Raw genomic sequence first — 23,266 nt, 5'->3', positions numbered from 1 at the left:
GCCGCCATCGAGGCGGCCCGGGCCGGGGAGGCGGGCCGCGGTTTTGCCGTGGTGGCCGACGAGGTGCGCACCCTCTCGCGCCTCTCCAGCGAGACCGCCAAGAAGATGTCAGGCAAGGTCGATACCATCAATACCGGCATCGCCCAGGTGTTCCAAATTGCCGAATCGGCGGCGGCCCGGGATCACGAATCCGTCGCCCACTCGGAGCAGTCCATCGAGCAGGTGCTGACCCGCTTCCATGAGGCCACCGCCAGCCTGGCGGAGTCCGCCGCCCTCCTGCAGCACGAGAGCAGCGGCATTCATGCCGAGATCTCGGATCTCATCGTCTCACTCCAGTTCCAGGACAGGGTCAGCCAGATCCTGAGCCATGTCAGGCAGAACATGGAGAGCCTGTACGAGCACCTCCTCCACGCCAAGAGCGCCCCCGCCCACGAGCGGCTCGCCATCGACGCCCAGCGCTGGCTGGCGGACATGGAACTCACCTACGCCACCGACGAGCAGCGGGACATTCACCACGGCAAGCAGACCCCTTCCCAAAAGACAGACACGGACATCACCTTTTTCTAGGAGAGCGTTATGGGCAAGACCATCTTAATCGTGGATGACTCGGCGACCATTCGTCAGGTCGTCGGCATGACCCTCAAGACCGCGGGCTACGATGTCATCGATGCCTGCGACGGCCGGGATGCCCTGAGCAAGCTCGATGGCAAGAAGATCAACCTCATCATCAGCGACGTCAACATGCCGAACATGGATGGCATCAGCTTCGTCAAGGAGGCCAAGAAGCTGGCCAGCTACAAGTTCACCCCCATCATCATGCTGACCACCGAATCCCAGGACAGCAAGAAGCAGGAGGGCCAGGCCGCCGGTGCCAAGGCCTGGGTGGTCAAGCCCTTCCAGCCGGAACAGATGCTGGCCGCCGTCGCCAAGCTCATCATGCCCTAGTCAGGAGGTCCTATGCCGCTGCACGCAACGTCACTGCCAGACAAGATTGCCATGAGGCTGGAAGGTGAGATGACCATCTATCACGCCAGCGAGCTCAAGGAGCAGATGAGCGAATGGCTCGAACATCCCAGGGAGATAGAGATGGATCTCTCCGGGGTCAGCGAGATCGACAGTGCCGGTCTGCAACTGCTGATCGCCGCCAAGCAGGAGGCCGGGCGCCGCGGGGGTAGCCTGCACCTGCTGTTTCACAGTCAGGTGGTGCTGGAGGCGATCGAGCTGTGCAACCTCTCGGGTTACTTCGGCGATCCCACCCTGCTGCTTTATACCCTCAATGACTAGGCGACAAGGAGCCCGAGCATGGATCTGGATCAGGCGCTACAAACCTACCTCGTCGAGGCGAGAGAGCTGCTGGTGGAGATGGAGTCCGCCCTGCTCAGCCTGGAATCGACACCAGGCGATGACGAGCTCATCGGCGCCGTGTTCCGGGCCGCTCACACCATCAAGGGATCCGCCGGCCTGTTCGGGCTGACCCCCATCATCGGCTTTACCCACATCGTCGAGGACATCCTCGATCAGGTGCGCAACCACAGGCTCGCCATCTCGGCCCCCCTCATCAAGGTGCTGCTGGAGAGCTGCGATCACATCAACCTGCTGGTCAGTACCGTGGTCGAGCAGGGGGAAGAGCCGACCCCCGGGGATCTCGCCAGGGAGGCGGCGCTGCGCGAGCGCCTGCTCGTCTGGCAGACGCGGGAAGCGTCTCCCCTCCCCCAGACGCTCGGCGGCGAGCCGGTGCAAGTCGAGCGCGACCCCCCTCGGGGGACCAGCGGGCTCTGGCACATCTCCCTGCGCTTTGGCGCCGAGGTGTTCAAGAACGGCATGGAACCCACTTCCTTCCTGCGCTATCTCGCCACCCTGGGCAAGATAGTGACCATGGAGACCATCACGGGGGCCATTCCGCCCTGGCAGGAGTTCGATCCCGAACTCTGCCATCTCGGCTACGAGATCGACTTCGACTCCAGCGCCAGCAAGGAGAGCATCGCCGAGGTGTTCGAGTTTGTGCGCGATGACTGCCGGATAGTCATACTGCCGCCAGACAGCAAGGTTGAAGAGTACCTGGCCTTCATGGCAGCCCTGCCCGAGGAGAGCGAACTGCTTGGCCAGCTGCTGGTCAAGTCCGGGGCCCTTACCCAGGCCGAACTGGACACAGGTCTGTGTCAGCAGAGGGAAGAAGCCCCCTACCCCAGGCTCGGCGAGATCCTGGTCGCCCAGGGGGCGGTGGACGAGGTGGTGCTCGATGCCGCCCTCAAGAAACAGAACCAGGGCAAGGAACAGAAAAACAGGGAGCAGCGCTTCGTGCGGGTGCCCGCCGACAAGCTGGACGACCTCATCAACCTGGTCGGCGAGCTGGTGGTGGCCAGCTCTGGGGCCAACCTGCTGGCCCAGCGTTGCCGCGACAGCCAGTTGCAGGAGGCCACCTCCGTCATCGCCATGCTGGTCGAGGAGATCCGGGATGGCGCCCTGCACCTGCGCATGGTGCCCATCGGCGAAACCTTCAACCGCTTCCAGCGGGTGGTGCGAGACGTCAGCCAGGAGCTGGGCAAGGACATAGTCCTGCGCATCTCGGGGGCCGACACCGAGCTCGACAAGTCGGTGGTGGAGAAGATTGGCGATCCCCTGATGCACCTGGTGCGCAACGCCATGGATCACGGCATCGAATCGGCCGAGCGGCGCCGCCTGGCGGGCAAGCCGAGCCAGGGCACCCTGACCCTCAACGCCTTTCATGACTCGGGCAGCATAGTGCTCGAGATCCGGGATGATGGCGCCGGCCTCGACCGGGAGCGGATCCTGAATAAGGCCCTGGAACGCGACATCCTGAGCCCGGGGCAACAGCTCAGCGACCAGGAGATATACCAGCTCATCTTCGAGCCTGGGTTCTCCACCGCCGAGGAGGTGACCAAGCTGTCGGGGCGCGGCGTCGGCATGGATGTGGTCAAGCGCAACATCCAGGCCCTGCGCGGCAGCGTCGAGCTGCACAGCGAGGCGGGCAAGGGCACCCTGGTGCGCATCCGCCTGCCCCTGACCCTGGCCATCATAGACGGCTTCCTGGTGCGGGTCGGCAGCGCCCACTACGTCATTCCCCTGGACATGGTCATCGAGTGCGTCGAGCTGACCGAGCTGGCGCTGCAAGACACCCAGGGTCGGGACTACATCAACCTGCGCGGCGAGGTACTGCCCTTCGTGCGGCTGCAACGCTATTTCGCGCTCTCGGGCCAGCCGGGACGCAGGGAGAACATAGTGGTGGTCAGCCACGGCGGCCAGAAGTCCGGGCTGGTGGTGGACGAGCTGCTCGGCGAGCTGCAGACCGTCATCAAGCCCCTCGGCAAGCTCTACAACCAGCTGAGCGGCATCAGCGGCTCCACCATTCTGGGGGGAGGCGACATCGCCCTGATCCTGGACATCCCCGCCCTGCTCCAGTCGGCCATCCGGCGTGAGCTGCATCAGCTGAACCACACTGGCGCCGGGTCACCCCAGAGCCAACCCAGTATCAATTGAGTAGGAGCGAGCCATGTTCAAGGATGCCACCATCAAGACCCGCCTCTTCCTGCTGCTCGGCGCCCTCTGCACCCTGCTGTTGCTGCTGAGCAGTCTGGGACTTTACGGGATGCAGCAGGGCAACCAGGGCCTGCTGCGGGTCTATCAGGACAGGGTCGTGCCCCTCAAGCAGCTCAAGGAGATAGCGGATCGCTACGCCGTCGCCATCATAGACAACGTCAACAAGGCGAACGCCGGCCTCATCAATGCCGATGTTGCCCTCAAGGAGATCCAGTCCGCCCAGCAGCAGATAGCCCAGGAGTGGCAGACCTATCAGGCCACCAGCCTGACCCCGGACGAGCAGCGGCTCTCGGACCAGGCTCTGGCGCTGTTTGAGACGGCAAACCGGGAGATCAACCGGCTCACCGATCTGCTGGCCAACCGGCAGGGGCTGCTGACCGGCACCCTGAATGAGTTCGATGGCCCCCTCTATGACGCCATCGACCCCATCAGCAGCAAGGTGACCGAGCTGGTCAACCTGCAGCTCGACGTCGCCAAGACGGAGTTCGAGCATGCCCAGTCAGCCTACCAGACCCTGCTGCCCACCGTGATGGCCGGCATCGGCATCGGGCTGATGGCGGCCATCTGGTTCGGCCTGCGTCTGATCCGCAGCATCACGGGCCCCATCAATCAGGCACTCAAGGCCGCTCGCCAGCTGGCGGAGGGGGATCTGGACGTGCATCTGGAAGTCAGCTCCCGGGACGAAGCGGGCCAGCTGCTGGAGGCCATGCAATACATGGTCGACAAGCTGGGGGCCCTCATCAATGACATAGAGCAGCAGGTGAGCGCCGCCGTGGAGCAGGGCGACTTCAGCTACCGCATCAGTCTGGTGGAGCGCCAGGGCTACGTGAAACGGTTGAGCGAGCTGCTCAACCGCCTCTCCGAGGTGACGGACACCAGCCTGGGGGACGTGATGCGCATCGCCACCGCCCTCTCCAAGGGCGATCTGACCCAGCGCATCGAACAGCCCTATCCAGGGATCTTCGGTCGCACCAAGGATGGTCTGAACGACACCATCACCGCCCTCACCGGCATCATAGACGAGGTACGCAGCGCCACCGACAGCCTGAGCAATGCCTCCAATCAGGTGAGCGTCACCGCCCAGTCCCTGAGTCAGGCCACCAGCGAGCAGGCCGCCAGCGTCGAGCAGACCAGCACGGCGGTCGAACAGATGAGCGCCAGCATCAACCAGAACACGGACAACGCCCGCCAGACCGATGCCATGGCCAGCCAGGCGGCCCAGGAGGCCGGTGAGGGCGGCACCTCGGTGCAGCAGACGGTGAGCGCCATGCAGCAGATAGCGCGCAAGGTCAGCATCATAGATGACATCGCCTACCAGACGAACCTGCTGGCCCTCAACGCCGCCATCGAGGCGGCCAGGGCCGGGGAGCATGGCAAGGGCTTTGCCGTGGTCGCCGCCGAGGTGCGCAAGCTGGCCGAGCGCAGCCAGGTGGCGGCCCAGGAGATAGGGGAGCTCTCCAGCAGCAGCGTGGAGCAGGCGGAGCGCGCCGGCGAGCTGCTGGGGCGGATAGTCCCCTCCATTCGCAAGACCTCGGATCTGGTGCAGGAGATCAGCGCCGCCTCGGGCGAACAGGCGGGGGCCGTGACCCAGATCAGCCAGGCCATGAACCAGCTCAATCAGGTCACCCAGCAAAACGCCGCCAGCAGCGAAGAGCTGGCCGCCACCGCCGAGGAGATGAGCGGTCAGGCGGAGGAGCTGCAGCAGACCATGGATTTCTTCATCCTGGCCGCCAGAACGCCCGCGGGCCAGGGAGGCGCCAGTGTGGCGCGGGCCAAGCCGGCCCAGCCTCGCGGCCACTTTCTGACTTCATCCCAACCTGCGCAACCGGTCCACGGCGGGCCGGTTGATGACGCCGACTTTGTCCGTTTCTGACCGGAGGCCCCATGAATCCATCCACCGAACTGACCCTGGCGTCCACGCCTCTGCCCGCGGCGACCCAGGGCGATGCCCAATACCTCACCTTCCTCATCAAGGGGGAGATGTTTGCCATCAACATCCTGGGGGTCAAGGAGATCATCGAGTACGGCAACATCACCCCCATCCCCCTGATGCCTGACTTCATCCGGGGCGTCATCAACCTGAGGGGGGCCGTGGTCTCTGTGGTGGATCTCAACGCCCGCTTTGGCAATGCCGCCTCGACGGTCACCCGCCGCAGCTGCATCGTCATCATAGAGACCCAGGGTCAGGAGGGGGACCAGGAGGGAGGGTCCCAGGACATAGGGGTCGTGGTCGATGCCGTCTCCGAGGTGTTGACCATTCCCAGGCAGGAGATAGAGCCGCCCCCGAGTTTCGGAGCCAGGATCCGCGCCGATTTCATCAGCGGCATGGGCAAGGTCAATGGCAAGTTCGTCATCTTGCTCAACACCCAGAAGGTGCTCTCCATCGACGAGATGGCCCTGCTCCATGAAATCACCCATCACCCGGATACGGCCATCGCCGTGACCCAATAGACAACAACAGACGTTTATCACTCGAGTATCAGCACAAGGATAAGGCTCATGACTCAATCATTTTTCGGCAAGTTGTTTGGCAACGACGACCACGAACGGCTGTTGTCCCAGCTCGATCACACCCTGACGGATGCCATGGCCGTCAACCTCGCCGCCGCCAGCGGCCAGTTCGAGCAAGGCATCCGCCTCGACGGGCTGGACGGCCCATTGCTGGCGCTGTGCCAGGAGTTCAACCAGCTGCTCGAGCGTCTCGGCCAGACGGTGCGCAGCAATCTGGCACAGACTCAGGCCAGCCAGCTCGCCCACACCGAGAACTTCCGGGTCCGCAAGGCCCTCGATGGCGCCACCACCAACTTGATGATCGCCGACACCGACCTCAACATCATCTACATGAACGAGGCCATCAGGGAGATGCTGACCCTGGCCGAGAGCGACATCAAGAAAGAGCTGACGGCGTTCGAGGTCAGCGGCCTCATGGGCAAGAACATCGACAGCTTTCACAAGAATCCCTCCCACCAGCGCGCCATGCTGGCCAAGCTCGACAAGACCTACCGCACCCAGATAACCCTGGGGGGACGCATCTTCTCCCTCATCGCCAGTCCAGTGGTCAATGACGAAGGGGAGCGACTCGGTACCGTGGTGGAGTGGAACGATCGCACTCGCGAGGTGGCCATCGAGAACGAGGTCAAGGCCGCCAATGCCGCCGCCAAACAGGCCTCGGATGAGAGCATGCGGGTCAAGAAGGCGCTCGACTGCGCCACCACCAACGTGATGATCGCCGACAACAACCTCGACATCATCTACATGAACGAATCGGTCAAGGCCATGCTGGTCGAGGCCGAGCATGACATCAAGAGCGAGCTGCCCCACTTCAATACCAGCCAGCTGATGGGCAGCAACATCGACAGCTTCCACAAGAATCCCGGCCATCAACGCAGCATGCTGGCCAAGCTCGCCAGCACCTACCGCACCCAGATCCTGCTCGGTGGCCGCACCTTCTCCCTGGTCGCCAACCCCGTCTTTGCCGATGACGGCGAACGCCTTGGCTCTGTGGTGGAGTGGAGCGATCGCACCAAGGAGGTCGCCATCGAGCGGGAGGTGTCCGAGATAGTCCAGGCGGTCATAGATGGCGAGCTGAGCAAGCGCATGGCCCTCGCCGACAAGGCGGGCTTCTTCAAGAATCTGGGAGAGGGGATCAACAAGATTGCCGACGTGATAGACACCAGCCTCAAGGACGTGATCCGGGTGGTGCAGGCCTTGGCCGAGGGGGATCTGACCCAGAAGATAGACGCCCACTATCCCGGGGTGTTCGGCACCACCAAGGATGCCCTGAACCAGACCATAGCGGCCCTCACCACCATAGTCACAGAGGTGCGCAGCGCCTCGGACAACCTCTCCAGCGCCTCGGAGCAGGTGAGCGCCACCGCCCAGAGCATCAGCCAGTCGAGCAGCGAGCAGGCGTCGAGCATGGAGGAGACCAGCGCCTCCATCGAGCAGATGAGCGCCAGCATCAATCAGAATACCGAGAACGCCCAGGTCACGGATGGCATGGCGAGCAAGGCGGCCAAGGAGGCCATCGAGGGGGGAGATGCGGTCAAGCAGACGGTGGATGCCATGAAGCAGATCGCCAAGCGCATCAGCATCATAGATGACATCGCCTATCAGACGAATCTGCTGGCCCTCAATGCCGCCATCGAGGCGGCCCGGGCCGGGGACCATGGCAAGGGGTTCGCCGTGGTCGCCGCCGAGGTGCGCAAGCTGGCCGAACGCAGCCAGGTGGCGGCCCAGGAGATAGGGGAACTGGCCTCCAGCAGCGTCGACATGGCGGAGCGGGCGGGAGAGCTGCTCGATCAGATAGTGCCCTCCATCAACAAGACTTCGGATCTGGTGCAGGAGATCAGCGCCGCCTCCGCGGAACAATCCACCGGGGTCAGCCAGATCAACATGGCCATGAGCCAGCTCAGCCAGGTGACCCAGCAAAACGCCGCCAGCAGCGAGGAGCTGGCCGCCACCGCCGAGGAGATGAGCGGCCAGGCAGAGCAGCTGCAGCAATCCATGGAGTTCTTCACCCTGGTGCAGCACAAGACGGTGACCGAGCTCAGGCAACCGCCACAAAAGGGCACCAGTCGCAGCCGATACCTGGCCCAGGAGGGGGCCCCCCAGGAGCTCTCGGCCGCCCACGCCCAGGGGGAGAGCGACTTCGTGCGCTTCTGAGCCCGGAGCGGGGAGTCTCCTCCCCGCTCCCGTTCGACCAGCCCCATGAGAGAGGCGAGTGATGAACCATGGCCACCCAGCCACCACTCGCCAGCCCAGTCGACCCCGTCCCTGTGACGGGAGGAGAGCACCCGTGTTGGAACATGCCGTCCTGAGCGATCAGGAGTTCTGTCAATTTCAGCGCTGGCTGCATCAGACCGCCGGCATCGACCTCTCTCCGGCCAAGAAGACGCTGGTCAGCAGCCGTCTCGCCAAACGGCTCTCCCATTACCAGTTGCCGAGTTTTGGCGATTACTTTCGCCTCATCATGCACGATGATGCCAAGCAGGAGCTGCAGCTGGCCCTGGATCTGCTGACCACCAACGAGACCTACTTCTTTCGCGAACCCAAGCATTTCGAGTTTCTGAGCCAGCAGGTGCTGCCCGGTTTCCCCCAGGGACGACCCTTGCGCATCTGGAGCGCCGCCAGTTCCTCCGGGGAGGAAGCCTACAGCCTCGCCATGACCCTGGCCGAGCGGCGACCGTCTGCCCCCTGGGAGATCCTCGCCTCGGACATCAGCAGCCGCGTGCTGGCCCAGGCCAGGGCAGGCCTCTACGCCATGGATCGCGCCAACAACATCCCCCTCTCCTACCTGATGAAGTACTGCCTCAAGGGGATTGGCTTGCAGGAGGGCACCTTCCTCATCGATCGCACCCTCAGGGAGAGAGTGCAGTTTCGTCAGATAAACCTCAGCAAGCCGCTGCCGGAGCTGGGACAGTTCGACCTCATCTTCATTCGCAACGTGATGATCTACTTCAACCGCGAGACCAAGGTGCAGGTGATGGCCCGCCTGGAGCCCCTGCTGCGCCGGGGAGGCTATCTCATCATCAGCCATGCCGAGAGCCTTCATGGCATGCAGAGTGGCCTGCAGCTCGTCTCCCCGTCCATCTACCGCAAGCCCTGAACCTGGCCATGAAGACGCTGCTGCTGCAACCCGGTGAAACCCTGTTCAGCCAGGAGGCGCTGGTGATGCGCACCCAGCTGGGCTCATGCGTCAGCCTGACCCTCTGGCACCCTCATCACCACTGGGGCGGCATGTGTCACTTCATGCTGCCGGGACGCCACCCTGGCGGCCGACAACCAGCGGCGACGCCGGGCCGGGAGCCGCTGGATGGCAAGTATGCGGACGAGGCTCTGGCCCTGCTGCTGGCGGCGATAAGCGAGGCCGGGAGCGACCCCAGGGAGTATGTGACCAAGCTGTTTGGCGGCGGCAACATGTTCCCCCAGCTCTGCGATCGCCACCCCAGAGACATCGCCAGCCAGAATGTGGCGGCGGCCTGGGATCTGGTCCGGCGCCATGGCCTGACGGTCAGCGCCCACGATCTGGGCGGCACAGGCCACAGATCCCTGATCTTCGAGCTGGATTCTGGCCATGTCTGGGTCAGACACTCTCCCCTGGCGCCGGCCCCCGGCCCCGGCGATCCGCCCTCTTACCGAACAAGGACAAGCCAATGAAACAGATCACCGTCATGCTGGTCGATGATTCCGCCGTGGTCAGGCAGGTGTTGCAGAGCGTGCTGGAGCGTGAGCCGGATATCAGCGTCATCGCCACCGCCTCGGATCCCCTGTTTGCCCTGGAGAAACTCAAGAAGGTCTGGCCGGATGTGCTGGTGCTGGATGTGGAGATGCCGCGCATGGACGGCATCACCTTCTTGCAAAAGATCATGGCCGAGCGGCCCACCCCTGTGGTGATCTGCTCCTCCCTCACCACCCGGGGAGCCGAGACCAGCCTGCAGGCCATGGCAGCCGGGGCGGTCAGCATCATCACCAAGCCCACCATGGGGCTGAAGGGCTTCCTGCAGGAGTCCGCTCACGAGCTGGCCATGGCGGTGCGCGGCGCGGCCATGGCCAATCTCAAGCGGCTGGGCAAACCGCCGCTCACCGTGCCCCCCAAGATAGACATGGATGGCTGGCTGCCCGCCCCCTCCCAGGCCATGGCCCAGACCACGGAGCGGATCGTGGCGCTGGGCACCTCCACCGGCGGCACCCAGGCCCTAGAGCGGGTGCTCACCGCCCTGCCCAGGGTCAGCCCAGGCATCGTCATCGTCCAGCACATGCCGGAAAAATTCACCGCCGCCTTCGCAGCCCGGCTCAACGGCCTGTGCCAGATAGAAGTACGCGAGGCGTGCCACAACGACAGGGTGATCCCCGGCCTCGCCCTGATAGCGCCGGGGGGCAAGCACATGCTGCTCAAGCGCAGCGGCGCCTACTATCACGTGGATGTGATGGATGGTCCCCTCATCAACCGTCATCGTCCCTCGGTCGATGTGCTGTTTCGCTCCGTCGCCAAGCACGCCGGCAAGAATGCCACCGGCATCATCATGACCGGCATGGGAGATGACGGCGCCCGCGGCCTCAAGGAGATGCTGGATGCGGGCGCCATGACCTATGCCCAGGACGAGGCCTCCTGCGTGGTGTTTGGCATGCCCAAGGAGGCGCTCAAGCTGGGGGCGGCCCGCCACACAGTGCCCCTCGACCAGATCCACCAGCTGATCGCCAGCTGATGAATATCGGGGCGGCGCCACGGCTCAGGGCGCCATGGCGTCCAGCAGGGCGAACAGCCTGTCTATCTCCCCCAGGGTGTTGTAGTGCATGCAGCCGATGCGCAGTACCCCCCCCTCCCCGACGTCGAGCGCCGCTATCAGCCCCAGCGCATAGAAGTGACCCGCCCAGCTGCACACCTGATGCTCGCCGAGATGGACCGCCATCTCGGCCGGGGTGTGCCGCTGCGAGGTGAGGGCGAAGGTGGGGGTGCGCCCCGCCGTGCCCCGGATGCCATGCAGGGTGAACCAGGGTCGCTCCGCCAGCTTGGCCAGCAGGTGCTCGGAAAGTTGCTGCTCATGGGCATGGCTGCGGGCGAAGCCGATATCGAGCCGCTCCTCCAGGGTCGCCTCCCGGGCCGTGAGGCCGGAGAGGGAGGCCAGGTACTCGATGGTGGCCTCAAGCCCCGCCAGGGCCTCCCAGCTCTGGGTTCCCGTCTCCCACTTGTAGGGAGAGACGTTCTTGGCCGGTTCCACCTTGTAGGGGGTCAGTCGCTCCAGATGGGCCAGCTTGCCATAAAGGATGCCCAGATGCGGCCCGAAGAACTTGTAGGCGGAGCAACCGAGGAAGTCGCAATCCCAGGCCTGCACGTCGATGCGCTCATGGGGGGCGAAATGCACCGCATCCACATAGAGCAGGGCACCGACCTCGTGTACCGCGTCGGCGATGGCGGGAATGTCCACCAGGGTGCCCGTGGTATTGGAGGCCGCCGTCACCGCCACCAGCCGGGTACGCGGCCCGAGCAGGCTCAGCAGGTGTGCCATGTCGAGTCCGCCTGTGCCGACATCGACCCGCGCCTGGTGGACGATGACACCGCGATCCTCTGCCGCCTGCTGCCAGCTGGAGACGTTGGAGTAGTGATCCAGGGCGGAGACGATTATCTCGTCCCCCGCCTGCCACTCCCGCGCCAGGGCGCGACTGAAGGCGAAGGTGAGGCTGGTGAAGTTGGCACCGAACACTATCTCCTGCCAATGCTCGGCCCCCAGCAGGGTCGCCGCCCCCTGACGGGCCCGCAGCGCCTGCTGCTCCGTCTCTCTGCCCGAGAAGAAGGTGCCACCCAGGTTGGCGTTGAAGCGTCCCAGGTAGTCCGTCATGGCGCCCAGCACGACATGGGGCACCTGGGCACCCCCTGGGCCGTCGAAGAAGAGGGGGGGCCTGCCATCGATCAACTGATTGAGGGCGGGAAACTGGCCGCGCAGGACGGCGACATCGAGAGGCTGCATAGGGTCACATTCCATGTTAACAGTTAGATAACATGGCGAGATTAAGATCAGGCAGCAGCAAAGTCCACACTCAAACCCATTCCCCATCACATTCACAGAAAAAAGAGCGCAATCCAGTATAAAACCCTGGCTCACACCATTCATGTTGCGGGGCGCGGTCGTCCTGATCCGGGGGTGAGCCCTGGGTTCACTTGCGATCAATCCGACATGAAGCCTATGAAAAGATTGAATTTTGAACGTTAGATGTCAAAAAATAAGCGACTCGCATATTTTTCTGCATAGATTGCAAATCGGGGCTTCACAAAGCCGTGGGATCTGTTAGTATGCGCCTCGCACTTGAGGAGGGGTTCCCGAGTGGCCAAAGGGATCAGACTGTAAATCTGACGGCTCTGCCTTCGAAGGTTCGAATCCTTCTCCCTCCACCATTTCAAGTGCAAAAATCAGGAAAATACCCCGTGGAGGGGTTCCCGAGCGGCCAAAGGGATCAGACTGTAAATCTGACGGCTCTGCCTTCGAAGGTTCGAATCCTTCTCCCTCCACCATCTTCCTGATGAATATGAAAGGCCTGTAAAAGCAATGCCCCTGTGGAGGGGTTCCCGAGCGGCCAAAGGGATCAGACTGTAAATCTGACGGCTCTGCCTTCGAAGGTTCGAATCCTTCTCCCTCCACCATACTTCAGAGAACCCGGCCCTGCGCCGGGTTTTCGCTTTTTCCGCCCCTGTCAGATCTGACAATTGCCCTGCCCCCGCTTTTTCGAAACAGTAAGCCCATAGCGTCGCATGGAGCGCCTTCATATGTTTGAAATCTGGGATGAAAGGGGACGGGAGCACGGGCTGACACTGCCCCAGCTGCAACAACGACTACGGGATTACCAGGGGGATGTGATGGTGCGTTATCTCAACCGCCTCGGTCTGCCGAGCACCCTGTTCCTGACCATACACCAGGGCCAGGTCTATCAGCGTTTCAAGGCGGATACGCCCAGACTCGACTGGTCCTGGTTGGCCCAGGCGATGCACCCGGGTCCGAGCCAGCAAGGCATCCAGGCCATGACGGCCTCCTGAGCCTCCCTCAGGGGCGAGGGAGGAGTGTCTTCAGCTCATCGGCTATCTGGCCAAGCTGGGCCCTGAACTCCCCCAGTTCGACTTCGCACTCGCCCGCTCCTTGCTGGCGGATCTTCTCCTCCAGATGCCAGGCCCGCAGCGCCAGATCCTCGGCCTGCAGCATGGAAATGGTGCCCGCCTGGCGATGCACCCAGTCAGCCAGCGCCTTGTCGCTCCCCTGCACCTGGGCCAGCGATTGCACCAGTTCGTCGCGAAACTGGGTCAGCATCTGCGCAAAGGACTCACCTGTGCCGAGCAATTGCTGCAGTGCGCCCAGGTCGAGCAGGCCACTGGCCGGCAGCATCTGCCATTTCGTCAGCATGGCGCTCAGCCCTTCCACCAGCACCCGGCCGGGCAACGGCAGGAGAGCCTCCGCCATAGGGGATGTGACGGCCAGGGGGGTCGCCTCTCCCAGGCCAAGGTGGCGGTAGCAGACATCCCGCACCGCCTGCCAGGTCAGGGGATAACGAGATCTGTACACACCATGTTTCTACTCTGGTCACCCTCAATCAGCACGAAGCGATAAAGGTGATCTTTCTTTTTCATCAGTTGCTTTTTCATATTGGGCAATAGATGAATTTTCCCTGGTGTCGAACAGTTTTTTCCCCGTCCATCACACTCTTCAAAAAAGTCCAGCACTATGGTGGCATTGCCGTTATTCACCACAGTGGTCATGGTATCGGCCTCTATCATTCCGGTATCAAACCGGGTCTCTTTTGGCATGACGAAAATAATGGCGCCAAATCCGGTCAATATATTTACCCCGGCAGATATCTGTTGCTGGCCATCAATGCTCTGGTCATCCATGTCGAATCCATCCTCCTTCCTGGGCTGCACGGGAATAAAGCGGACCCTGAAATATCGCTCCTTGTCCCTCGCTCCCAGATAGAGCAAGCGGGTGGCCTGCATCCCTTTGGCGGGGATGATCATCCTTGACGGACTGGCGATCAGGGCCCGATTGCCCTCGGTCAGCTCAGGGGATTCGTGGGGCTGTCCCGCACCGTCATAGGTGATTTCGTGAATGGCCACCTTGACGAAGGCGGTCGCATCACCTTGATTCCTGATCCGTTTCAAATAAGTGCTCTGCTGACCAGACATATAATCATAGAGGGTGCCGATGCTGATGTCGGCCGATGCCAACACGTTGCCGCTGAGCATCAGCAACAAAATAAAAAATAGGTTTCTCATGGCTGTTCCAGGCTGACTCTTTATTGCTTTTCGTGAATTCCGTGGATCATGGGTGAATTTACTTCTGGCTGCATTCACGCCACTCGCATATCAGTGGGGCCATTTTATTCAGCGCAAAGGGAGAGGTTAATCGGAATAGTCCTATATTGGTGTGCAAGCCAATGCGAATAATCGGATTATTCCTACAGCACCTGGTCAGCCATTCTCGGTATTATGCGCGGCCATGTAGATCCATCAGGTTAGAGCCATGCTTGCGTTCAAAGAAGAGTATCCATTGAGTGCCATGGCAAGAGTGGCCATGGCGGATGTCGTCGTCCCTTTTTATCAGCCCATCATAGGGCGGGATCGTCAGGTCAGGGGGTATGAGGCGCTGGCCAGGCGCTGGGATGCGGTGACGCAATCGTATCAGGGCATCGACTTTGCCTCCCTCAGTCAGGACGAATCCCTGCATCTGGATATCGTCATGCTCAGGGCCATCATGGGGGATCTCCCTGTCCTGGCAAAGGGAGGCCCCTATGCGCTCTCCATCAACCTCAATCCTGTGCTCTCCAGTCCCGTCTACCGCAACCTGCTGTTGCTGGTGCTGCTCCAGGCTCGCAAGGTGGGGATCACCATCTGGTTCGAGGTGCTGGAGCATGCCCGGCTGGAGCGCCAGTATCGGGCGCTGATAGAGGTGCTGCGCGCCCATGGCGCCCATATCGCCTGCGACGACTTCGGCTCCCTGGCGTGCAACTTTCAGCGCCTGATGGTGCAGCCCTACGACATCGTCAAGCTGGATCGCTCCCTGCTGCTTCAGGCTGAGCGCAGCACTCACGCTCTCAAGATGCTGACGGGTCTGGTGATCTGCCTGCAAGGACTCGGCATGGCCGTGGTGTGCGAGGGGGTGGAGACCCAGACCCATGTCGAGCTGGCGAACCGGCTCGGCTGCGACTATCAGCAAGGCTACGCCTACGCCAGGCCCTCCCCCCTCTCCCGCTGGTGCTGAATGTATCCAGCTCGTCTCCCTGAGCCAAGGCCAGGCCAAATTGCATGATGGCCTGGGGACGAGTACAATCTTGCACCCTTATCGGGATGGCATTACCTCCATGGAGGACCATGCCAGCCTCATTGCGGCGCCATCAGGTGGCGTCGTCCTGATTTGCAATCAGACCAGCGAGAAAATCATGTTCAGACCAGAATTGCTCTCCCCCGCCGGGACCCTCAAGAATATGCGTTACGCCTATGCCTATGGCGCCGACGCCGTCTATGCGGGCCAGCCGCGCTACAGCCTGCGGGTACGCAACAACGAATTCGATCACGCCAACCTGCAGCTCGGCATCAACGAGGCCCATGCCCTGGGCAAGCAGTTCTATGTGGTGGCCAACATCCAGCCCCACAACTCCAAGCTCAAGACCTTCGTGCGCGACATGCGCCCCGTGGTGGAGATGAAGCCGGATGCGATCATCATGTCCGACCCAGGTCTCATCATGATGATGCGCGAAGCCTTCCCGGACATGCCCATCCACCTCTCGGTGCAGGCCAATGCGGTCAACTGGGCCACGGTGAAATTCTGGCATCAGATGGGCCTGACTCGCGCCATCCTGTCCCGCGAGCTGTCGCTCGACGAGATCGAGGAGATCCGCATGCAGGTACCCGAGATGGAGCTGGAAGTGTTCGTCCACGGGGCGCTGTGCATGGCCTACTCCGGTCGCTGCCTGCTCTCCGGCTACATCAACAAGCGCGACCCCAACCAGGGCACCTGCACCAACTCCTGCCGCTGGGAGTACAAGGTGCACGAGGGCAAGGAAGACGAGGTGGGTCAGATAGTCCACCGCCAGGAGCCCATCGCCGTACAGAAGGTCGACCCCACCCTGGGCGCCGGCAAGCCGACCGATGCCCTGGTGCTGCTGGAAGAGTCCAACCGCCCGGGCGAGTACATGACGGCGTTCGAAGACGAGCACGGCACCTACATCATGAACTCCAAGGACCTGCGCGCCGTCGAGCACGTGGAGCGCCTGACCAAAATGGGTGTCCATTCCCTGAAAATCGAAGGCCGTACCAAGTCCTTCTACTACTGCGCCCGCACCGCCCAGGTCTATCGCAAGGCCATCGACGATGCGGTGGCCGGTCGTCCGTTCGATCCGACCCTGATGGGTACCCTCGAGAACCTGGCCCACCGCGGCTACACCGAGGGCTTCCTGCGCCGTCACAACCACAGCGAGTACCAGAACTACGACTACGGTTACTCCGTCTCCGACACCCAGCAGTTCGTCGGCGAGATCACCGGTCGCAACGGTGACATGGTGGAAGTGGAAGTGAAGAACAAGTTCCTGGTGGGCAACAGCCTGGAGCTGATGACACCGCAAGGCAACCTCAGCTTCAACCTGGAGCAGATGCAGAACCGCAAGGGGGAGCTTATCGATACCGCGCCGGGCAATGGTCACGTGGTCTATGTGCCGGTACCCAAAGAGGTCGACATCAACTACGGCATACTGCTGCGCAACCTGGGCGAGCGTCAGGATACCCGCCAGCCCCACTCGGCGGCCTGAGATGGCGCTGCTCATCACCGACAAGTGCATCAACTGTGACATGTGCGATCCCGAGTGTCCGAATCAGGCCATCAGCCTGGGAGAGGCCATCTACGAGATCAATCCCGATCTGTGCACCGAATGCGTCGGCCACTATGAGAAGCCCACCTGCATCAGCGTCTGTCCTATCGACTGCATCATCTGGGATCCCGCGCATGTAGAGACTCAAGAGCAACTGATGGACAAGTTTGTGAAGCTGCACAGGCAGTAACACCGGCGCGTCTGTACCTTGTGGGCTGCATCCTCCGGGATCCCCGCGCATGTAGAGATGCAGGAGCCGCTGGTGGACAAGTTTATGAAGCTGCATCGCAGCTGAGCCATTCGCCATGGCATCGACAATCAGGCCGGGCTCATGCCCGGCCTGATTGTTATCTGCCGATGACCACAGATAGCTACGTCTACTTCCCCTTGGCCTCGACCAGGGCACGCAGGGCGCCATTGTGGATCAGCTCCTGCTGATACTTGGCCTGAGCCTCATCCAGCTTGCCCTGTTTCTTGGCAATCTTGTCCGGCTTGCCCGCCACCCTGGCGCTCTGCAACTCGCTGAGGCGCTCATCGACCTTGGCCTTGAGCTCAACCAGCTTCTCGTCGCTCTCCTCGAGCAGCCCGGCATCGGTGCAATGTGTCTCTATGTTGCGCAGCGCCCGCTCCAACCCAGCCACTTGCTCCCCGTTGCCGTGGGCACGGGCAGCGGCCAGTTGTTCCACCACCGCCTGTTGTCTGGCCTGACACCCCACCTCCTGGTTGCCATAAGCCTGGCCTGCCAACAGCAGCATGCCGACTCCCGCAAGCTTCCACATAACGACCTCACTCCTCTGTCATGTTTGATGGTCGCCTATCAGACCGTACTCACTCGCCAGGGTCAAGCCACGGCAAAAGTGCTACGACAGAGTTTGTGCGACATCACGCCAGGCCAAACACGGCCGGGCTACAATGGCGGTTTCCATCAAGGAGTCCCTGATGATCCAACGTATTGTCATCATTGCCAACGGCGCCCCCTACGGCAGCGAATCCCTGTTCAATGCCCTGCGCCTCGCCATCGCCCTGGGCGAGCAGGGCGGTGCCAGCCTGCAACTCTTCCTGATGTCCGACGCCGTCGGGGCCGCCCTCGCGGGCCAGGCCCCGGCCGAGGGTTACAACCTGCGCCAGATGCTGGAGATACTGCTGGCCCAGGGCTGCACCATCCGCCTGTGCAAGAGCTGCACCGATGCGCGCGGCATCACGGCCCTGCCCCTCATAGAGGGCATAGAGATAGGTACACTGCCCCTGCTGGCCCAATGGACCCTGGCGGCGGACAAGGTTCTCACCTTCTGACGCAGCCCTTTGGCTTGTCTCAGGCAGGCAAGGCCGCCCGCTATCCCTCCCCGGGACAGGGGCTGGCCGCCTCGGGGCGAGCCACCCGGGCGCTGGCCTCGTACAGGATCAGGATGGCCAGACAGAGCAGGGCCATGAGTCCGTAGAGCCAGCCGCCGCCCCAGTGGGCTATCATCCAGCCCCCCAGCAGGGCCCCCATGGCCACGCCGAGCCCGGACAGGGAGGCCGCCCCGAAATAGCTGCCCTTGAGATGCGCCGGCGCCATCTGATCGATCAGCACATTGAGCAAGGGAAAGAGGATGCACTCCCCCACGCTCAGCAGGATCACCGCCACTATCCAGTGCCACCAGATGGCGGTATCCCCGAGGGCGAACAGCAGCTGGGCACCGAGAAAGAGCGCCACCCCGAGCTGCAACCTGTGCTTGATGCGCCAGCGCGCGGTGAGATGGAGCAGCGGAAATTGCAGCAGCACTATGGTGAGCGCATTGGTGGTCACCAGCAGGCCGACCAGCCGCGCCACCTCAGGGGTGCCGGCCCGGGTCAGATACTGGATCAGTGGCGATTCGAACTGGGCGTAAACCAGCATCAGCAGAAGGTTGGCCAGGGTGAGCAGCAGGAAGGCACGATCTCGCCCCAGTACCCGCAGCACGGCGCGCATGCCGGGGCCCGAGGGGCTGATGCTCTGACAGGGGGAAAGCCTGAATCCCACGACAAAGAGCAGACCAAGCAGCAGATAGCTGGCCCCCAGCAGCAGGAAGGTCTCCTGGCGCGCGCTCAGGCCATAGCTGACCCCGATCAGGGGGCCGAGGGCCGCGCCCAGGTTGAGCAGAAAGTAACGCAGGTGCAGGGCCAGCTCGCGGGCCTTGGGCTCGACCAGGCTGTCGGCCATCAGCGCCTTGCCCGGCGAGTCGATGAGGCCGTAGGAGAGGCCGCTGCCGATCACCCCGAGCGCCAGCCAGCTCACCTGATGGGAGAGGCCAAGCAGGGCGAAACTCGCCGCCGACACCAGACAGCCGAACAGCAGTATGCTGCGTCGCCCCCACTTGTCCGAGAGCCAGCCACCATAGAAGCCGACAAGGGTCGAGAGCGCCGCCGTGGCCCCCAGGATGAGGCCGATCAGGGTCGCAGAGAGCCCATAGTCGCGATAGAGCAGGATGGAGAGAAAGGGCCACACCATGAAGAAGCTGGTGCGCACCATGAAGGTACCCAGAATGACGATCCAGACCAGGATGGGGAATTGCCTGAGATAGGCCCACGACATGAAGCATCTCCTTATGACGGCTGAGGGCGGTCGTCCCTTATAGCAATGAGCCTCAAAAGAAACAACCCATCCGGCAACAAGAAGACATCAGCCATATCCGGGCAAAAAAAAAGCCGACCCTGAGGTCGGCTTCTTCACCCTGGACTCGCCTTATTCGGCGGCAGGCTCTTCGGCGGCAACGGCCACGTCGGCAGCCGGTGCGGCGGCCTCGGTCGGTGCATTCGCCTCCTTGATGGAGAGACGCACACGGCCCTGACGATCCACTTCCAGTACCTTCACCTTGACCACGTCACCGATGGCCAGATGGTCGGCCACGTTCTGGACGCGGGCGTCGGTGATCTGGGAGATGTGCACCAGACCGTCTTTACCCGGCAGTATGTTGACGAAGGCGCCAAAGTCGGCCAGACGCACCACCTTGCCTTCATAGATGCGGTTCACTTCGATCTCGGCGGTGATGGCCTCGATGCGACGAATGGCTTCCATGGCGGCTTCGTTGGCCACGGCGGAGATGCGGACGGTACCGTCATCATCCAGCTCGATGTTGGTGCCGGTCTCTTCGGTCAGGGCACGGATCACGGAACCGCCCTTGCCGATGACATCCTTGATCTTCTCGGGATTGATCTTGATGGTGTGGATGCGCGGGGCGAAATCGGAGATTTCGGCACGGGGCGCCTGGATGGCTTCGTCCATCACCTTCAGGATGTGCAGGCGAGCACCACGGGCTTGCTTGAGGGCAATCTCCATGATCTCCTTGGTGATGCCTTCGATCTTGATGTCCATCTGCAGCGCGGTGATACCTTGAGTAGTACCGGCCACCTTGAAGTCCATGTCGCCCAGGTGATCTTCGTCACCCAGGATGTCGGACAGCACCACGAAACCTTCTTCTTCCTTCACCAGACCCATGGCGATACCGGCAACGGAGGCCTTGATCGGCACACCGGCATCCATCAGCGCCAGGGAGGAGCCACAGACGGAAGCCATGGAGGAGGAGCCGTTGGACTCGGTGATTTCAGAGACCACACGCACCACGTACGGGAACTCGGCGGCGCTCGGCATCACGGCGGCCACGCCGCGCTTGGCCAGACGGCCGTGACCGATCTCGCGACGCTTGGGGCTGCCCATCATGCCGGTCTCGCCGACGCAGTACGGCGGGAAGTTGTAGTGCAGCATGAAGCGGTCGGCACGGTGGCCAGTCAGCTCGTCGATGTTCTGGGCGTCACGCTCGGTACCCAGGGTCGCGACTACCATGGCCTGAGTCTCGCCACGGGTGAACAGGGCGGAGCCGTGAGCGCGCGGCAGCACGCCGGTGCCCACGTGCAGGGCACGGATCATCTCGGGATCGCGACCATCGATACGCGGCTCGCCACGTACAACGCGGCCACGGACGATGCGGCTCTCCAGGCTGTGGAACTCTTCGCCGATCTTCTTGGCGTCTTCTTCCACGCCGGAGGCGATGACTTGCTCGACCACACGGGCCTTGATGGCGCCGATGGCGGCGTAACGCACGGCCTTCTCGGTGATGCGGTAGGCTTCACCCAGTTCGGTTGTGGCCAGCTCGGCAATCTTGGCTTTCAGGGCCTCGTTGACCGCAGGCGGGGTCCAATCCCACGGCTGGGTGCCCACATCGGCGGCGAATTCGTTGATGGCGTTGATCACCACCTGCATCTGCTCGTGACCAAAGACCACGGCGCCCAGCATCACCTCTTCGGAGAGGATGGCCGCTTCGGATTCCACCATCAGCACCGCATTGGCGGTACCGGCAACCACCAGATCCAGATCGCTCTGGGGCAGTTCTGTGGTGGTCGGGTTCAGCACGTACTGGCCGTTCATGTAACCGACGCGGGCGGCGGCAATCGGGCCACCGAACGGGATGCCGGAGATGGCCAGCGCCGCGGAGGCACCGATCATGGCAACGATATCGGGGGACACGGCCGGGTTGACGGACATGACGGTGGCAACCACCTGAACCTCATTGAGGAAGCCTTCCGGGAACAGCGGGCGGATGGGGCGGTCGATCAGGCGGGAGATCAGGGTCTCGCCTTCGCTGGGACGGCCTTCACGACGGAAGAAACCACCCGGGATGCGACCAGCAGCATAGGTACGCTCCTGATAGTTGACGGTCAGCGGGAAGAAATCGCGGCCGTGGTCGGCCTCTTTCTTGCCGACGACGGTCACAAATACGCAGGTATCGTCCATGCTGACCATGACGGCCGCAGTGGCTTGACGGGCCATCACACCGGTTTCCAGTGTGACGGTGTGTTGACCGTACTGGAATGACTTTACAATAGGATTCACGTGAATTTCCTTTTGACAATTTGGCTCTTTAAATTCGCGAGCAAGTATACTTGATCCGAGCCAAAACGTAAGCGGTTACATGAATTGAGTGGCAAGACAACCACTTGGCAAGACCAAAAAAAAGGGGAACCTCGCGGTTCCCCTTTTTCGCAAAATCTGATGGTCGATTAACGACGCAGACCCAGCTTGGCGATCAGAGCAGCGTAACGCTGAACGTCTTTACGCTTCAGGTAGTCCAGCAGCTTACGACGCTGGGAAACCATGCGCAGCAGACCGCGACGACCGTGGTGATCCTTGGAGTGCTCTTTGAAGTGACCTTGCAGATGGTTGATCTGGGCAGTCAGCAGGGCAACTTGCACTTCGGGGGAGCCGGTGTCGTTGGTGCCACGAGCGTTGTCAGCAACGATTTGAGCTTTGATCTCAGCATTTAGAGACATGGTATTACTCCGATAGAGTGTTTAAAGGTTCACAGCCAATCTCTAATTCAGCCGTGAAATGAGGGCGGTATCATAATCGCAGCGGGCGCGTAACGCAATGGCTAACTCGCCCGCCGCCCTGCCGCCATTAGTCCTCGTCGTGATAGCGAACCAGACGTTTGGGGGCAACCCGCCCTTCGTCGTCGATCTCGCCCACGCCGATGAATTCGCGCTCGGGGCCGACCGTCATGCGGACCTGACCGCTGGCGGGGACACCCGGTACCTGGACCGCCTGGCCCTGGTTCACATAGGCGGCGATCACCGCCAGCATGTTCACCTCGGGCAGAGAGGCCACCGCCGTGTCCATCGGCAGCAGCAGGGGATCCAGCTGCTCCCGGGGCGGCACGCTCTCGGCCTTGGTCTGCTCGAAGATGCATTCGAGCTGCTCCAGGGTCAGCATCCGCTCGTAGGGATAGCTGGCCACCTGGGTGCGGCGCAGGGCGGTGACGTGGGCGCCACAGCCGAGCACTTCCCCCAGATCGTCCACCAGGGAGCGAATGTAGGTGCCCTTGCTGCAGTGCACCTCCAGTTTCACCTCGTCCCCCTCGAAGCTGATCAGCTTGAGTTCGAAGATGGTGATGGGGCGCGCTTCCCGCTCGATTTCGATGCCTTCGCGGGCATATTCGTAGAGGGGGCGACCGTTATGCTTGAGGGCCGAATACATGGACGGCACCTGCATGATGGGGCCGCGGAACTGGTCCAGGGCCTCGATCAGGGTGCCAACGGCCACATTCACCGGGCGGGTGGAGACCACTTCGCCGTCGGAATCGCTGGTGTTGGTACGCTCGCCCAGCTTGGCGGTCACCTCATAGCGCTTGTCCGCTTCCAGCAGGTACTGGGAGAACTTGGTGGCCTCGCCGAGGCAGATCGGCAACATGCCGGTCGCCAGGGGATCCAGGGCGCCGGTGTGGCCGGCCTTGGCGGCATTGTAGATGCGCTTGACCTTCTGCAACACATCGTTGGAGGTCAGCCCGGTCGGCTTGTCCAGCAGCAGGATGCCGTGTACGTCACGGCCCTTGAAACGACGTCTACGAGACAT

Annotated in this window: 23 protein-coding genes and 3 tRNA genes; 18 read left to right on the top strand and 8 right to left on the bottom strand. The window is 62.3% G+C overall.

Annotation, left to right across the window (positions count from 1 at the left end; genetic code table 11):
• The 10 genes from BN1119_RS07155 to BN1119_RS07110 form a co-directional block, all read left to right on the top strand.
• The coding region (locus tag BN1119_RS07155; protein ID WP_041995784.1) for a methyl-accepting chemotaxis protein at nucleotides 1–567 on the top strand (567 nt) is incomplete at its 5' end.
• A gap of 9 nt (nucleotides 568–576) precedes the next feature.
• On the top strand, nucleotides 577–945 hold the full coding sequence (locus BN1119_RS07150; protein WP_041995781.1) for a response regulator: 369 nt from the start codon (nucleotides 577–579) through the stop codon (nucleotides 943–945).
• Between the two features lie 12 nt (nucleotides 946–957).
• Nucleotides 958–1,284: an STAS domain-containing protein gene (locus BN1119_RS07145; RefSeq protein WP_041995779.1), complete on the top strand. Its 327-nt coding sequence runs from the start codon at nucleotides 958–960 to the stop codon at nucleotides 1,282–1,284.
• 18 nt (nucleotides 1,285–1,302) lie between these two features.
• Nucleotides 1,303–3,498 (top strand): chemotaxis protein CheA, encoded by a 2,196-nt coding sequence (locus tag BN1119_RS07140; RefSeq protein WP_041995776.1) that lies wholly within the window; start codon nucleotides 1,303–1,305, stop codon nucleotides 3,496–3,498.
• A gap of 13 nt (nucleotides 3,499–3,511) precedes the next feature.
• The gene (locus tag BN1119_RS07135) at nucleotides 3,512–5,431 is read left to right on the top strand and encodes a HAMP domain-containing methyl-accepting chemotaxis protein (protein ID WP_041995773.1); all 1,920 of its coding nucleotides are present in this window, start codon (nucleotides 3,512–3,514) and stop codon (nucleotides 5,429–5,431) included.
• Nucleotides 5,432–5,442: 11 nt separating this feature from the next.
• A complete protein-coding gene (locus tag BN1119_RS07130) occupies nucleotides 5,443–6,009 on the top strand; it encodes a chemotaxis protein CheW (protein WP_041995770.1) in 567 nt (188 codons plus the stop codon).
• A gap of 135 nt (nucleotides 6,010–6,144) precedes the next feature.
• Nucleotides 6,145–8,223 (top strand): methyl-accepting chemotaxis protein, encoded by a 2,079-nt coding sequence (locus BN1119_RS07125; RefSeq protein ID WP_409337746.1) that lies wholly within the window; start codon nucleotides 6,145–6,147, stop codon nucleotides 8,221–8,223.
• 133 nt (nucleotides 8,224–8,356) lie between these two features.
• On the top strand, nucleotides 8,357–9,166 hold the full coding sequence (locus tag BN1119_RS07120; protein WP_041995765.1) for a CheR family methyltransferase: 810 nt from the start codon (nucleotides 8,357–8,359) through the stop codon (nucleotides 9,164–9,166).
• An 8-nt stretch (nucleotides 9,167–9,174) separates the two neighbouring features.
• Nucleotides 9,175–9,717, top strand: coding sequence for a chemotaxis protein CheD (locus tag BN1119_RS07115; RefSeq protein WP_041995762.1), 543 nt, complete (start codon nucleotides 9,175–9,177; stop codon nucleotides 9,715–9,717).
• Nucleotides 9,714–10,766 (top strand): protein-glutamate methylesterase/protein-glutamine glutaminase, encoded by a 1,053-nt coding sequence (locus tag BN1119_RS07110; RefSeq protein ID WP_041995759.1) that lies wholly within the window; start codon nucleotides 9,714–9,716, stop codon nucleotides 10,764–10,766. The genes BN1119_RS07115 and BN1119_RS07110 overlap by 4 nt, the downstream gene beginning before the upstream one ends.
• Nucleotides 10,767–10,790: 24 nt before the next feature.
• On the opposite strand, the gene BN1119_RS07105 is transcribed toward BN1119_RS07110, so the two are convergent.
• A complete protein-coding gene (locus tag BN1119_RS07105) occupies nucleotides 10,791–12,026 on the bottom strand; it encodes a cysteine desulfurase-like protein (protein ID WP_041995756.1) in 1,236 nt (411 codons plus the stop codon).
• Between the two features lie 340 nt (nucleotides 12,027–12,366).
• On the opposite strand from BN1119_RS07105, the gene BN1119_RS07100 reads away from it, so the two are divergent.
• The 4 genes from BN1119_RS07100 to BN1119_RS07085 all read left to right on the top strand — a co-directional run bounded on the left by BN1119_RS07100 (nucleotide 12,367) and on the right by BN1119_RS07085 (nucleotide 13,087).
• A tRNA-Tyr gene (locus tag BN1119_RS07100) sits at nucleotides 12,367–12,451 on the top strand.
• Between the two features lie 32 nt (nucleotides 12,452–12,483).
• Nucleotides 12,484–12,568: transfer RNA gene (locus tag BN1119_RS07095), tRNA-Tyr, on the top strand.
• A 44-nt stretch (nucleotides 12,569–12,612) separates the two neighbouring features.
• Nucleotides 12,613–12,697: transfer RNA gene (locus BN1119_RS07090), tRNA-Tyr, on the top strand.
• Nucleotides 12,698–12,820: 123 nt separating this feature from the next.
• A complete protein-coding gene (locus BN1119_RS07085) occupies nucleotides 12,821–13,087 on the top strand; it encodes a hypothetical protein (protein WP_041995752.1) in 267 nt (88 codons plus the stop codon).
• 7 nt (nucleotides 13,088–13,094) lie between these two features.
• Here BN1119_RS07085 and BN1119_RS07080 read toward each other — a convergent pair whose 3' ends face one another.
• Complete coding sequence (locus tag BN1119_RS07080) at nucleotides 13,095–13,607, bottom strand: Hpt domain-containing protein (RefSeq protein ID WP_041995749.1); 513 nt, start codon at nucleotides 13,605–13,607, stop codon at nucleotides 13,095–13,097.
• The gene (locus tag BN1119_RS07075; RefSeq protein WP_041995745.1) at nucleotides 13,583–14,314 is read right to left on the bottom strand and encodes a hypothetical protein; all 732 of its coding nucleotides are present in this window, start codon (nucleotides 14,312–14,314) and stop codon (nucleotides 13,583–13,585) included. The genes BN1119_RS07080 and BN1119_RS07075 overlap by 25 nt, the downstream gene beginning before the upstream one ends.
• Nucleotides 14,315–14,561: 247 nt before the next feature.
• Between BN1119_RS07075 and BN1119_RS07070 the strand changes: the two genes are divergently transcribed.
• From BN1119_RS07070 to BN1119_RS07060, 3 genes are all read left to right on the top strand, one after another.
• Nucleotides 14,562–15,299, top strand: coding sequence for an EAL domain-containing protein (locus BN1119_RS07070; RefSeq protein ID WP_041995742.1), 738 nt, complete (start codon nucleotides 14,562–14,564; stop codon nucleotides 15,297–15,299).
• A 178-nt stretch (nucleotides 15,300–15,477) separates the two neighbouring features.
• Nucleotides 15,478–16,842 (top strand): prephenate-dependent tRNA uridine(34) hydroxylase TrhP, encoded by a 1,365-nt coding sequence (gene trhP, locus BN1119_RS07065; protein ID WP_041995961.1) that lies wholly within the window; start codon nucleotides 15,478–15,480, stop codon nucleotides 16,840–16,842.
• Between the two features lies 1 nt (nucleotide 16,843).
• Complete coding sequence (locus BN1119_RS07060; protein WP_041995739.1) at nucleotides 16,844–17,092, top strand: YfhL family 4Fe-4S dicluster ferredoxin; 249 nt, start codon at nucleotides 16,844–16,846, stop codon at nucleotides 17,090–17,092.
• Between the two features lie 187 nt (nucleotides 17,093–17,279).
• On the opposite strand, the gene BN1119_RS07055 is transcribed toward BN1119_RS07060, so the two are convergent.
• Nucleotides 17,280–17,681: a DUF1090 domain-containing protein gene (locus tag BN1119_RS07055; protein ID WP_041995736.1), complete on the bottom strand. Its 402-nt coding sequence runs from the start codon at nucleotides 17,679–17,681 to the stop codon at nucleotides 17,280–17,282.
• A gap of 160 nt (nucleotides 17,682–17,841) precedes the next feature.
• Here BN1119_RS07055 and BN1119_RS07050 point away from each other — a divergent pair, with 160 nt between their 5' ends.
• Nucleotides 17,842–18,195, top strand: coding sequence for a DsrE family protein (locus tag BN1119_RS07050; protein ID WP_041995733.1), 354 nt, complete (start codon nucleotides 17,842–17,844; stop codon nucleotides 18,193–18,195).
• A 40-nt stretch (nucleotides 18,196–18,235) separates the two neighbouring features.
• Here BN1119_RS07050 and BN1119_RS07045 read toward each other — a convergent pair whose 3' ends face one another.
• The 4 genes from BN1119_RS07045 to truB form a co-directional block, all read right to left on the bottom strand.
• Nucleotides 18,236–19,456, bottom strand: a complete 1,221-nt coding sequence (locus BN1119_RS07045) for an MDR family MFS transporter (RefSeq protein WP_041995730.1) — start codon at nucleotides 19,454–19,456, stop codon at nucleotides 18,236–18,238.
• A 150-nt stretch (nucleotides 19,457–19,606) separates the two neighbouring features.
• The gene (gene pnp / locus BN1119_RS07040; protein ID WP_041995727.1) at nucleotides 19,607–21,751 is read right to left on the bottom strand and encodes a polyribonucleotide nucleotidyltransferase; all 2,145 of its coding nucleotides are present in this window, start codon (nucleotides 21,749–21,751) and stop codon (nucleotides 19,607–19,609) included.
• A 167-nt stretch (nucleotides 21,752–21,918) separates the two neighbouring features.
• Complete coding sequence (gene rpsO, locus BN1119_RS07035) at nucleotides 21,919–22,188, bottom strand: 30S ribosomal protein S15 (RefSeq protein ID WP_041995725.1); 270 nt, start codon at nucleotides 22,186–22,188, stop codon at nucleotides 21,919–21,921.
• 127 nt (nucleotides 22,189–22,315) lie between these two features.
• The gene (truB, locus tag BN1119_RS07030) at nucleotides 22,316–23,266 is read right to left on the bottom strand and encodes a tRNA pseudouridine(55) synthase TruB (protein ID WP_041995722.1); all 951 of its coding nucleotides are present in this window, start codon (nucleotides 23,264–23,266) and stop codon (nucleotides 22,316–22,318) included.

Origin of the sequence: Aeromonas bivalvium, assembly GCF_000819765.1 — a bacterium.
GTDB lineage: Bacteria > Pseudomonadota > Gammaproteobacteria > Enterobacterales > Aeromonadaceae > Aeromonas > Aeromonas bivalvium.
Note: the sequence above shows the minus strand (reverse complement) of the source record. Positions and strands in the feature narration are given on the sequence as shown.